This window comes from Brucella grignonensis, from assembly GCF_002252505.1.
Taxonomy (GTDB): domain Bacteria; phylum Pseudomonadota; class Alphaproteobacteria; order Rhizobiales; family Rhizobiaceae; genus Brucella; species Brucella grignonensis.
Genome location: NZ_NNRL01000148.1, coordinates 21915 through 34206 on the forward strand (window position 1 = coordinate 21915; position 12292 = coordinate 34206).

Here is a 12292-nt window from a genome sequence, read left to right on the forward strand (position 1 = left end):
CTGCTCAATTTTTATATTTTTACTGTGATTTATTGATTTCTTACTTTTCTGTTCCAAGATGTTGAGCGCATAGCATTGAGGGGAACAATGGATCCGGCATTAACGATTGGCGTGCCACCTGCGGAAGCTTTTACGCATGTTCGCATCATCATCGGCATTATTCTCGGTCTTTGCGTATCCCGCCTTCTGACGGGCTTTGCCCGTTTCATCCAGCATCCTGACAAGCAGAAAATCTATCCGGTTCATCTGGCGTGGGTGGCTTTCATTTTGCTCTCGGTCATCCATTTCTGGTGGTTCGAATTCAGCCTGAGAACCATTCATCTTTGGACATTTGAAAAGTATTTCTTCGTTATTTTCTATGCCGGGCTGTATTTCCTGCTCTGTACGCTGCTCTTTCCCGACAGCATGGGGGAGTATACGGGCTATCGGGATTATTTCATTTCTCGGCGCAAATGGTTCTTTGGTATTCTCGCGCTGGTTTATGTTGCCGATGTCATCGATACGCTTATCAAAGGCATGGAGCATTATAACCTTTACGGGATCGAGTATCCTATTCGAGTCGGTGCGCTGATCGTGGGAAGTCTTGTCGCGATGTTCACCGATAATCGGCGTTATCATGCGATCTTTGTCACCATTGCATTGCTATACGAAATAGCCTTCACACTCAGGCATTTTGCGACTTTATCCTGAAACTTGGTCATTCAGAGATTGTCATCTCCGTTGATGACGCTTATTGGCATGTTTTCAAGATCGAGGCGGTGTATCCCAAGGCATCGCTTGTTTAAAACGGAGCATTCGATATGGCCCAATTGATCGATGGCAAGAAGCTCGCCGAGGATGTGGTTTCCATGGTGAAGCGTGAGACCGAAAAGCTCGTCAATGCGACCGGGGTTGTGCCGGGCATTGCAGTGGTGATCGTTGGTGAAGATCCGGCAAGCCAGGTTTATGTGGCCTCGAAGGGCAAAAAGGCCAAGGAATGTGGCTTTGTTTCCGTTCAGCACGATTTGCCGGAAGATGCGTCGGAGCAGGAACTTCTCGACCTTATCGACAGCCTCAACAATGATCCAGCCATTCATGGCATTCTGGTGCAGTTGCCACTGCCAAAGCACATCGATTCAGGTCGCGTGATTCAGACGATTTCGCCGGAAAAAGACGTTGACGGCTTCCATTTTATCAATGTGGGCAAGCTCGGAACAGGTGAAGTCGATACAGCCTTCGTCCCTTGCACGCCGGCTGGTGCAATGATCATGATCGAGCGCGTTCATGGTCGTGATCTGTCGGGTCTTAATGCTGTTGTGATTGGTCGTTCCAACATTGTCGGCAAGCCGATGTTCAATCTTCTGCTTGCAGCAAATGCGACCGTGACCGTTGCACATAGCCGTACCAATGACCTGCCAGCGATTGCGCGCACTGCAGATATTCTGGTTGCAGCTGTCGGTCGTCCGCAGATGGTCAAGGGCGACTGGGTCAAGCCAGGTGCGACGGTGATTGATGTGGGTATCAACCGTATTCCTGCGCCCGAAAAGGGCGAAGGCAAGACACGTCTGGTTGGCGATGTTGATTTTGCGGATGCGGAAAAGGTGGCAGGTGCCATTACGCCGGTTCCGGGTGGGGTTGGTCCGATGACCATTGCCATGCTGATGGCGAACACTTTGACTGCGGCTTGCCGCAGCGCTGGCTTCGAAAAGCCAGTATTTTGAAACAATTTGGAGGCGCTTTTTGCGCCTTTTTTGTGAAGTTTCTGTCAATTTGAGAGGCAAAGCGGCGTAAAAACCGCTTTGCCTTATTTTATTGATGCCACTTATCAGAAGACTGAAGCGCCTTCATCGGCCCGTCCAGCAATCTGACGGAAGGCGCGGAAGAGTTCACGTCCCATTCCGTGTTCATTGCCTGAGAGATCCGGACGCTGTTCGATGCGTTCATCAAGAAACTCATCACTGATCAGGACGTCCAGAGTTCCGTTTACGGCATCAAGACGAACAATATCGCCATTGTGGATTTTTCCAATCGCGCCACCGTCGAGTGCCTCCGGCGTCACGTGGATGGCCGACGGGACCTTACCGGATGCGCCGGAAAGACGGCCATCGGTAACGAGTGCAACACGCTGTCCGCGATCCTGCAAAATGCCAAGCACAGTCATCAGCTTGTGCAGTTCAGGCATACCATTGGCTTTCGGCCCTTGATAGCGAACGACTGCGATAAAGTCGCCGGTGAGGTCTCCAGCCTTGAAGGCTGCCTGCAATTCGGCCTGATCGTTGAAGACTTTCGCTGGTGCTTCAATGACATGGCGGTCAGGCTTCACGGCAGAAACTTTGATGATCGCATTGCCGATATTGCCGGTCAGAACTTTAATGCCGCCTGTTGGCTGGAAGGGCGAGCCGATCTTGGCCAGAACCTTGTCGTCGCCACTCTTTTCCGGAACCGGTTCTCGAATAACAGTGCCATTCGCACCGAGTTTTGGTTCAATCGCATAAGGGCGCAAACCTTCGCCCCAGACCGTGCGGACATCCTCATGCAGAATACCGCCGTCGAGCAATTCGCGGATCAGAAAGCCCATGCCGCCTGCTGCATGGAAATGGTTCACATCGGCAAGACCGTTTGGATAAACGCGGGCCAGTAAAGGCACCACGTCTGAAATCTCCGAAATATCCTGCCACGTCAGTTTGATACCTGCGGCAGCTGCCATCGCGATCAGATGGATTGTATGGTTGGTCGAGCCGCCGGTGGCATTTAACCCAATGATACCATTGACGAAAGACCGCTCGTCGAGCATTTCGCCCACAGGTGTGTATTCATTGCCGCAAGCCGTAATCGCCAGCGCGCGCTTGGCAGCTTCTCGGGTGAGGGCATCGCGCAATGGTGTGCCGGGATTGATGAAGGATGAGCCGGGCAGATGCAGCCCCATGATTTCCATCAGCATCTGATTGGAGTTGGCAGTGCCATAGAAGGTGCAGGTGCCGGGGCCGTGATAGGATTTTGACTCGGATTCGAGCAATTCCGCGCGGCCAACCTTGCCTTCTGCGTAAAGCTGACGGGTCTTTGCTTTCTCATCATTTGGCAGACCGCTTGTCATCGGGCCGGCCGGAATGAAGACCGCTGGCAAATGTCCGAAGGTGAGGGCGCCGACGATCAGCCCCGGTACGATCTTATCGCAGACGCCGAGATAGACGGCAGCGTCGAACATATCATGCGACAGGCCGACGGCTGCTGCCATGGCAATGACTTCGCGCGAGAACAGCGAAAGCTCCATCCCGGCAAAGCCTTGCGTGACGCCATCGCACATTGCGGGCACGCCGCCTGCAACCTGTGCAACACCACCCGCTTCGCGCGCGGCTTTGCGGATCAGTTCGGGATAGGTTTCAAACGGCTGATGTGCCGAAAGCATGTCATTGTAAGCAGTAATGATGCCGAGGTTTGGCACGACGTCGGCGGTAAGAGCCGCCTTGTCATTCGGGCCGCAGGCTGCAAAACCGTGAGCGAGATTGGCGCATCCGAGGATCGACCGATGAGGTTTGCGGGAAGCCGCCTCGCGCACGCGCCCAATATAGGCTTCGCGGGTCGGTTTCGAGCGTTCAACAATACGCTCAGTGATGGCTTTGATGCGGGTATGCGCAGTCTGCGTCGTCATGGGTATCACCTGCTGAAATAATGCCAGGCTTGCCTGTGGCTCATTATAAAACCCACAGCTCCGAACGCAAACTGCGTTTTAACCGGGGCTGTTAGCTCGTCCAGTAAAGTTGTATCGGTTTGCGGGCGTGACGGAACACGGCGCGCACCGGCATTTCATTTTCGTCGTCGCTGGCCAGCGCCTTCTCAAGCGTTGCCTGCTTGGCAGCACCTTCGATATGCAGAACCAACATGTCTGCTTCCACCAGCAGCGGCAAAGTCAGTGTCAGACGCTTTTCGCCTGCACCTTCTGCATGGATCGGCAGAACGACAGCTTTGGTCTTCGGATCGATGGCCTGATCAAGCCTGTCAGCATTTGGGAAGAACGAGGCCGTGTGGCCATCGTTGCCCATGCCAAGCACCACGACGTCAAACGGACGGCGCAGTGCATCAATACGGCTGGCAGCGGCAAGCGCTGCCGTTTCAGCGGTTGCCGCCGGATTGTAGAGGCCGACGAATTTCGCAACGCCTGCATGATCGCGCAATAGGTGGTCGCGCACCAGCTTTTCGTTGGAACGCTCGTTGGTCGGTGCCACAAAACGTTCATCGACAAGGGTGATTGTGACGAGAGTCCAGTCGATCATTTTGCGAGATAGGATGTCAAACAGCTTGAGCGGCGTCGTGCCGCCGGAAACAGCGATTGTCGCTTGCCCCCGCTCAGCGATAGCGGCAGCCAGCTTGTCTGCAATCGCTTCAGAAAGCGACTGTGCCAGTTCCGTTCCGCTGGTGAAATCGTGCCGTTCGATGCTCATGCCATACCTTTCAAGTCAGGACAGTCCAGAGCGAGCGCCCCTCAAGAGGTATTCGCGCCCGCTCTTTAGTTTCTGGCACAAAGACTGATCCGGGAATGTCTGTCAACGTCTCCGGGTCTTTGCTTTATCAGCTTTCGTGCCAGGTCCGTCCGTCACGCTCGATAAGAGCGATCGAAGACGACGGACCCCATGTGCCTGACGTGTAGCCCTGAACCTGCTGGTTGTTTACATCCCAACCCTTGAGAATAGGGTCAACCCAGCGCCATGCAGCTTCAACCTCGTCGCGGCGCATGAACAGGGTCTGATTGCCACGAACCACGTCCATGATCAGGCGTTCATAAGCGTCTGGGTTACGTTCGTTGAAGGACTCGGCGAAGCTCATGTCCAGTGGAACGTGGCGAAGACGCATTCCACCCGGACCTGGGTCCTTGATCATCAGCCACTGCTTCACGCCTTCATCAGGCTGCAGACGAATGACGAGCTGGTTTGCGACGACCTTGCCAGCATTCTCACCGAAGATCGAATGCGGGATCGGCTTGAAGGTGACGACGATTTCCGAAACGCGCGATGCAAGGCGCTTGCCCGTACGCATGTAGAATGGAACGCCGGCCCAGCGCCAGTTGTCGATTTCAGCCTTGAGAGCAACGAATGTTTCGGTGTTGCTGGTGTCGCTGCCGAGGTCTTCCAGATAGCCTTTGACCGGGCCACCTGCGGATGCACCGGCGCGATACTGACCGCGCACCGTGACGTCTTCGACATTGGCCGTGGTGATTGGCTTCAGCGAACGCAGCACCTTGACCTTTTCGTCATGCACGGCATCCGCTTCGAGTGACGAAGGCGGTTCCATGGCGACGAGGCAAAGCAACTGGAGAATATGGTTCTGCACCATATCGCGCAGCGCGCCAGCGGTGTTGTAATAGCCCGCGCGGCCTTCAAGGCCGACGGCTTCGGCAACCGTGATCTGCACATGATCGATATGCGCCGAATTCCACAGCGGCTCATAAAGCGCATTGGCAAAGCGCAGAGCCATCAGGTTCTGAACGGTTTCCTTGCCCAGATAATGGTCGATACGGAAAATCTGGTCTTCGCGGAAAACGCTGCCGATGGTGTCGTTCAGCGCATTGGCGGATTCAAGATCGCGGCCAATCGGCTTTTCAACGATGATGCGCGTGTCGCGGGTGATAAGGCCATGCGACTTGAGGCGGCTTGCAATATCGCCAAACAGCGTTGGGCTCACGGCAAGATAGAAAGCGCGGATCTTCTCCGGCTTTTTGCCAATAGCTTCCTTGAGGGCGGCCCAACCATCTTCAGACTTCGCATCGACTGCGACATAGGTAAGACGCGCAATAAATGCTTCTACTTCCTTGGCGTCGACTTCAGAAGCCTTGACATGTTCGTTGATCGCATCGCGGGCGAACTTGCGATATTCCTCATCGGTCATAGTGCTACGCGAAGCACCGATGATGCGTGTCGGCTCACTGAGCTGACCGGCACGCTGGCGCTGATATAGCGCAGGAATCAGTTTGCGTTCGGCAAGATCGCCGGAACCGCCGAAAACGATACAATCGAAGGGCTCTACCGGTATTATCTGGCTGGTCATATATTGCTCTCTTCCACTTCTGACGCAAATCACTTCGCTAATAGCAGATTGCGATTTTCGCGCAGCCTTTGTCTATAATCTAATCGATTTAAATTCAACCATCCAATGTAACATTCTCGCGAATGTTGCCAATTACAGCTGTCATTGCATCTCGGTTAACCGCATATGCATAGATGACATGTTCAACATAGAGCCATATTCAAACAAGAACACAGCTGTGTTGGACTAAGTTTTTACTGATTTGACGGGCGGATCATATCTCTCGTCCGCAAAAGGAGAATGACATGAAGAGGCTGCAGGATAAGGTTGCGATTATCACAGGTGCGGGATCGGGCTTCGGTTCTGCCATAGCGCGCCGATTTGCAGCCGAAGGCGCAAAGGTCGTGCTGGCAGATGTGAATGTGAAGCGTCTGGAAGATGAGCTTGCGGATATCGGTAAGGATGCGCTGTCCGTACAGGCCGATGTGTCGCGCAAGGACGATATGGAGCGGCTGGCACGCGCGGCATTCGACAAGTTCGGTCGTATCGACATCATGGTCAACAACGCCGGTTTCACACATCGCAACATGCCTTTGACGGAGGTGGATGAGCATAGTTTTGATCTCATCAATGCGGTCAACATGAAGGCGATTTATTATTCGACATTGCTTGTCGCGCCGATCATGGAGCATCAGGGCAGCGGCGTGATCATCAATACGGCGTCGGCGATGGCCAATCGTCCGCGCAAGGGCCTCACATGGTTTGCAGCTTCCAAAGGCTGGGTTGTGAGCGCGACCAAGGCGATGGCGCTTGAGCTTGCTGACAAGAACATCCGCGTCAATTGCATCTGTCCCGCTGAAAGCGACGGCGAGGCTTTGGGGATGTTTCTTGCCGAAGACACGCCTCAGGCACGCGAGAACCTGAAAGGGACCATTCCGCTTGGCCGTTTCTCCAAGCCTGAAGATATTGCGGAAGCGGCACTGTTCCTGGCGTCAGATGCATCCTCGATGGTGACAGGAACAGCACTCAGCGTTGATGGCGGTTATTCCATCTAGAGCGCGTTTCGATCTGATTGGATCAGATCGGCGCTCTAAATATTTGTTTTAACGCGCATCTTTGTCCGAAAACCGTTTCACACTTTTCGGGATGCGCTCGAATAACCCGCTTCGTTTAGGAAGTCATTGAATATGGCTTCCAGTTTTTCGTGGCGGTCCGCTGCCATTTGGCTTCCGGTTTCAGTTTTGAAGCCGGAGGCGAGCTTGAAAAGCTTGGTGCGGAAGTGATCCAGCGCATAGATTTTATCATCCAGCGGCCGATTTTCGGCCATCGGATCGGTGCTGTCGTAAAGTGCGCTGCCCATGCGGCCTGCAATGTAAAAGCATCGCGCGGCACCAATCACGCCAATCGCATCAAGCCGGTCTGCATCCTGCAATATCTTTGCCTCAAGTGTGCGCGTCTCAATATTGGCCGAAAAGCTGTGTGCCTCGATCACATGGGCGGTGGCGGCGATGCGTTCTTCATTCCATCCAAGTTCCCGCAGGAGATTGGACGCTTTTTCTGCGGCCAATCCTGATGCGCGATGGCGATCCGGCGAGTTCTTTTCCACGCTGACGCAATCATGGAGCAGGGCTGCGGCGAAGAGTATTTCCGCGTTACCGCCTTCGGCCTTTTGAATTGCGGCTGCATTTTTCCATACGCGCGTAATGTGGGACAGATCATGTGAGCCGTCGGCTTTCGCTCCCAAAGCATGAGGCAGAAGCTGTTCTGCCAGTGCATCGAAGGGCGTGAATGGTTGGAATGTCATGTCAGGCTTTCAAAAAGGACTCAATTGCTGGGTGTACTTATTCCCGCCATACGTCAGTTCTGTGAAGCCCTGCGCAAAACCATCCAGTTATAAAACGCACCCATGGCCATTAACAGACAGGTGCCGATAAACACTGCTGGCATTCCAATACGTCCGCCGACAAAGCCACCGGCAACGGGACCGGCAACTTGTCCGACATATTGTGCGGAAACGGAAAGCCCGAGCACACTGCCTGCAACACGGTCGGGAACATTGTGCCGGATGACGCTGCTGATACAAGGTAAAAGGCCACCCAGTGCCAGCCCCATTAAGAAGCGCAGGCCGATGAGTTGCCATGCTTCAGTAACGAAGGCTTGCGGGATTAGCAGGAGTGCTGCGATCGTCAGTGCACCGATAATGACGCGTGTGTGGCCGATGCGATCTGCCAGACGGCCAAGTTTGGAGGCAGACAGTATACTGCCGAGCGCTGCCGCAGCCATCACGACACCGGAAATCAGAGTGACCTTGGTCTGGTCATCCATCAACTGCATCACATAAACGGTGATGATCGGTTCGATCGACATATTGGCGAACATCAGCAACATGCCGGTCGCAAGCATGGCAATGACGGGTCTGCGGTCGGGAACAGCTGCCCATATCGATTGCTTCTTTTGTTCTTTACTGCGCTTGGGTGGCTTGCGATCTTCGCGGATCAGAAATGTTGTTGCAAGAAAGGTGAGAAAAATCACGCTGCCAGCCAGCCAGAAGGTCGCGCGGATCCCGATCAGCGGTGGAAGCGCGCCGCCGAGCAAAGGGCCAGCCAGATTGCCGCCCATAATGCCCGCCGAAAGTGCACCCAGCGCCCAGCCGGTCTTGTCCTTTGGTGTTTGGGTAGCGACAAGGATCATCGACCCCGACGAATAGCCGCCTGCAACGCCGACGAACAGGCGGAGTGCGACCAGCTGCCAGATATTTGTGACCATGCCCATCAATGACATAGCGATGGCCATGCCGAGACTTGCGCGGATCAGCATCAGCTTGCGGCCATAACGGTCGCCAAGTTTACCCCAGAACGGGGCGACAGTCGCCGCTGCGAGAAACGTTGCACCATAGGCAATACCAGACCATTGCACGATAGCGGCATGATCGGCCACGCCGAGCTGCTCCACATAAAGCGGAAGAAACGGCAGCAGCAGCGACATGGCAACAAGCGTAGTGAACGAACCGATGAGGCAGATAAGAAGATTCTGCTTCCAGTAGCGCTCATGGGTTTCGTCTGCTTCAATCTTGGCCTTGCCGCCGCTCGTGGCGCGCTGGGTGGTCATACTGTGTTCCGTATCTTTATGCGTGATTGCTTTGTATTCCATTTTGGGATACCAAATTGGAATACACACATGCGCCTGTCGCAACGGCTTGTCAATCAGCCGCTAGCGTGGGGGATTTGAAGTTCCTACAATTTGTATTGCATTCACGTTTAGGAACTTCAAATCCGTAACCCACGCTAGATTCAAAACTTTACTAGTATGGCTTTGGGCCCGAAATTCGCTCAGGTGGCTGCGTTGCAGGGATGCGAATTTCGGGTCCGCCATACTAGCCAGAATTATTGAGGGTCCAATGTCACAGATGCGTCAAGTCGAAGAACAGCTTCGCGATATGATCCTCGGGCTTGAGTTGGGGCCGGGTGAGCGGCTGACCGAACGCTGGATCGAAGCGCAGTTTAATGCTTCGCGCACGCCGATCCGTGCAGCACTTTTGCGTCTTGAGGCCGAAGGGCTTGTCGGGCGGGAAGGGCGCGGCTGGACTGTTTCGCCGATCAATCTCGCGGAGATTGAACAGATCGGCGTTTATCGTGAGGCGCTGGAGATTGCCGCTCTCAACGTCACTTGCGCATTGGAAGATCGAAGTGGCGTCGAGGCAATTGCCGAAATGCTCAACAGTTGCGATACCACGAGTACACGCGAGGAATGGCATCGTGTGGGCATGGATTTTCACATCGAACTCGCGCGACTTTCGGGCAATGAGTTTCTGAGCCGTGGTGTTCGCGATGCCATGCAGCGGCTGTCACGGGCACGCTGGCTTGAAGTGCGCGATGCAGGGGCGCTGGCGCGCGCGTGGCAGCAGCATCGCGCAATTCTTGATGCGGTGCGAGAAGGAAACGTATCTCAGGCTACGGCTCTGATGACATCACATCTGGGAGGAAGCCGATCGCGCCTGATCGATAATCTGCGCCAGGACCGGCGGGGTTTGAAAGCGCGCGGCTTTGCGGTGGTCTGTGGCTAAAGCATTTCCAGCAAAAGTGCGAAGCGCCTCCGCAGGAAAGTCAGTTCGCCGGACTGATTTCTTTTCCTGCTGCGATGCATAGGATAATGCGTAAAAATAATAATTATTTCCATTCGGGCAGCTTATGTCCATCACGGTCAAAACGGGATGGCCGTCCTTCTTTGATGCCCACATCGCGCAGCAGATATTCCGGCGAATTTTCGCTGATGACGTAATGGCTCGGCTTCCGCTTGAACAAACGTGCAATCCAGGCACACAGGCCGGAAGCCGGTATTTTTTCAGGGCAAACAACGGCAATCGCTGATGAGTTGATCTCAACATCACGCATGGTCGGTCTCGATTTTTTCTGAGTTGACAGTCTAGTGGGAGGCTGGGCTGTCGGTTAAACTGTGCCTATAGTTATGACGGAAAAACGCGTTGTTTTCCAATTGAACGTCGATTATGATACATAAGGAGAACTTATGCATTATGACGTCATCCTTACCGCCGCTCTCAGCCATTCGCGTTTTTGAATCCGCTTCCCGTCATGCAAGCTTTACGCGTGCGGCGGAAGAGCTGGGAATGACTCAGGCTGCCGTCAGCTATCAGATAAAATTGCTGGAAGAGCGTGTCGGCGCACCGCTGTTTCTGCGCAAGCCGCGTCAGGTGGAATTGACCGAGCTGGGCAAGCGTTTGGCTCCTTCCATCAATGAAGCTTTTGAAGCCATGCGGACGGCCTTTGCATCGGCACGTGAAGACACACAGGGCGTTTTGACGATTAGCGCTGTGGTGACTTTCGCGTCAAACTGGCTCGTGCAGCGGCTGGGATCGTTTCAGATGCAACATCCGGCGCTGGCCGTGCGGTTGGATACATCGAATGATATGGTCGATTTTTCGACCTCGAATGTCGATATGGCAATCCGCAGCGGAAGTGGCGACTGGCCTGGTATGATCTCGCATGAACTCATCAAAGCGCAGTTTTCACCGATGCTCAGCCCCAAGCTTATAGAGTCGGTCGGAGGTATTAAAGAACCTGCTGATCTGTTGCGTCTTCGCGCAGTTGATCCAACCGATCCATGGTGGAGTATCTGGTACAAAGCGGCTGGAATTGAAAACCCGGAAATAAAGGGTAACGCATTCAGCCGTTATGGTGCGCAACATCTCGAAGGGCGAGCAGCCGCAGCCGGGCAGGGCGTGGGCATCCTTACACCTGCATTTCACGCGGCAGAACTGGCATCGGGGCAATTGATCCAGCCCTTCGATCTTCTTTGCGACGATGGACGAGCCTATTGGCTGGTCTATCCCAAAGCGCGAAAGAATATGCCCAAAGTCCGTGCCTTTCGCGAATGGATTTTGAGCGAGCTAAGTTAAAGCTTGAAGGCGAATGCCAAGATCTTCGATTTCCGTATCGGCGAAAACTTCGATGCCATGGCTGCGAAGAAGAGTAGCTGTGACACCGGCGCCGGAATGTTTCTGGCCAATGAATTTGCCATCATAGATCGTGCGACTGCCGCAAGACGGGCTACCATCGATTAACAGAGCAAAGCGGCAATCATTTGCTTGTGCCACGGCAAGCGCGGCCTGAGCACCGGCGACAAATTGTGCGGTTACATCGCCGCCGGTTTCTTCAATGACGCGGCCTTTTCCGCAAAGAACGGATTCACCATCGCCACCCGCCGCGATTTCTGCAGGGAGGCGCGGTACGCTGAAGCCCGCCATCAATTCGGGACAAACGGTCACGAACCGCCCTTCGGCACGCCACTGATCAACAAGTGGATGTGCAAGCGGCTTTGCCGATCCGTTGTAACGGACCGGATGACCCGCAAGGCAGGCGCTGATCAGTATTTTGCCGCTCATGGCGTCGACTTTCTTTATGGATGCGGATTGGGGAAACTGTGCCGCTCGGCAAGCACTGCGAGAATCGCATCCTTGTCGGAAACGAAAGCATTGCCTTCATTCTCACCGGTCTGGTGGACCGAGCGCTCACCCTTCGCCAAAATGAGCAAAGGCAAAGACTGGTTTTCTGCGCCCACAAGCGCAATGATTTCATGCCGCGGTCGTGGCCAGGCGATCCGTTTGATGTCTAGGTTTTTTCCGAGTTCAGGAAATGAAGCCAGAACACCTTCCATCAAGGCGCAATGCTCACAATAGAATTTTTGACCGGGATAGGCCGGGTCCTCAAAACCCGGCTGCAAAAGGTAAAGCGTATCGCGATTCATGATTTCAATTTCCATCATTGGTTTGGAACAGGAC

13 protein-coding genes are annotated in these 12292 nt (G+C 54.2%); 5 read left to right on the top strand and 8 right to left on the bottom strand.

Annotated features, from left to right (window positions below; translation table 11 throughout):
* Positions 1-87: 87 nt before the first annotated feature.
* Positions 88-690, top strand: coding sequence for a hypothetical protein (locus CEV33_RS03220; protein WP_094539023.1), 603 nt, complete (start codon positions 88-90; stop codon positions 688-690).
* 110 nt (positions 691-800) lie between these two features.
* Positions 801-1700, top strand: a complete 900-nt coding sequence (folD, locus tag CEV33_RS03225; RefSeq protein WP_094539024.1) for a bifunctional methylenetetrahydrofolate dehydrogenase/methenyltetrahydrofolate cyclohydrolase FolD — start codon at positions 801-803, stop codon at positions 1698-1700.
* A 104-nt stretch (positions 1701-1804) separates the two neighbouring features.
* Here the strand turns inward: folD and edd are convergent, their stop codons facing one another.
* The 3 genes from edd to zwf all read right to left on the bottom strand — a co-directional run bounded on the left by edd (position 1805) and on the right by zwf (position 6018).
* The gene (edd, locus tag CEV33_RS03230) at positions 1805-3628 is read right to left on the bottom strand and encodes a phosphogluconate dehydratase (RefSeq protein WP_094539025.1); all 1824 of its coding nucleotides are present in this window, start codon (positions 3626-3628) and stop codon (positions 1805-1807) included.
* A 91-nt stretch (positions 3629-3719) separates the two neighbouring features.
* Positions 3720-4418 carry a 6-phosphogluconolactonase gene (gene pgl / locus CEV33_RS03235; protein WP_094539026.1) on the bottom strand — a complete coding sequence of 233 codons (699 nt, stop codon included), beginning with the start codon at positions 4416-4418 and terminating at the stop codon, positions 3720-3722.
* Positions 4419-4545: 127 nt separating this feature from the next.
* Positions 4546-6018 (bottom strand): glucose-6-phosphate dehydrogenase, encoded by a 1473-nt coding sequence (gene zwf, locus CEV33_RS03240; RefSeq protein ID WP_094539027.1) that lies wholly within the window; start codon positions 6016-6018, stop codon positions 4546-4548.
* 284 nt (positions 6019-6302) lie between these two features.
* Here zwf and CEV33_RS03245 point away from each other — a divergent pair, with 284 nt between their 5' ends.
* On the top strand, positions 6303-7052 hold the full coding sequence (locus CEV33_RS03245) for a glucose 1-dehydrogenase (protein WP_094539028.1): 750 nt from the start codon (positions 6303-6305) through the stop codon (positions 7050-7052).
* A gap of 77 nt (positions 7053-7129) precedes the next feature.
* On the opposite strand, the gene CEV33_RS03250 is transcribed toward CEV33_RS03245, so the two are convergent.
* Complete coding sequence (locus CEV33_RS03250) at positions 7130-7801, bottom strand: HD domain-containing protein (protein WP_094539029.1); 672 nt, start codon at positions 7799-7801, stop codon at positions 7130-7132.
* A 53-nt stretch (positions 7802-7854) separates the two neighbouring features.
* Positions 7855-9105: a multidrug efflux MFS transporter gene (locus CEV33_RS03255; protein WP_094539030.1), complete on the bottom strand. Its 1251-nt coding sequence runs from the start codon at positions 9103-9105 to the stop codon at positions 7855-7857.
* A gap of 289 nt (positions 9106-9394) precedes the next feature.
* Between CEV33_RS03255 and CEV33_RS03260 the strand changes: the two genes are divergently transcribed.
* Positions 9395-10060: a GntR family transcriptional regulator gene (locus CEV33_RS03260; protein ID WP_094539031.1), complete on the top strand. Its 666-nt coding sequence runs from the start codon at positions 9395-9397 to the stop codon at positions 10058-10060.
* A 103-nt stretch (positions 10061-10163) separates the two neighbouring features.
* On the opposite strand, the gene CEV33_RS03265 is transcribed toward CEV33_RS03260, so the two are convergent.
* Positions 10164-10388: a hypothetical protein gene (locus CEV33_RS03265; RefSeq protein ID WP_094539032.1), complete on the bottom strand. Its 225-nt coding sequence runs from the start codon at positions 10386-10388 to the stop codon at positions 10164-10166.
* Between the two features lie 140 nt (positions 10389-10528).
* Here CEV33_RS03265 and CEV33_RS03270 point away from each other — a divergent pair, with 140 nt between their 5' ends.
* On the top strand, positions 10529-11410 hold the full coding sequence (locus tag CEV33_RS03270; protein ID WP_094539033.1) for a LysR substrate-binding domain-containing protein: 882 nt from the start codon (positions 10529-10531) through the stop codon (positions 11408-11410).
* Here CEV33_RS03270 and CEV33_RS03275 read toward each other — a convergent pair.
* Together CEV33_RS03275 and CEV33_RS03280 are read right to left on the bottom strand one after the other, a co-directional pair.
* Entirely contained in the window at positions 11402-11896 is a 495-nt protein-coding gene (locus CEV33_RS03275; protein WP_094539034.1) for a DUF523 domain-containing protein, read from the bottom strand. The genes CEV33_RS03270 and CEV33_RS03275 overlap by 9 nt on opposite strands.
* Positions 11897-11910: 14 nt before the next feature.
* Positions 11911-12258, bottom strand: a complete 348-nt coding sequence (locus CEV33_RS03280; protein ID WP_094539234.1) for a DUF3088 domain-containing protein — start codon at positions 12256-12258, stop codon at positions 11911-11913.
* Between the last annotated feature and the right edge of the window lie 34 nt (positions 12259-12292).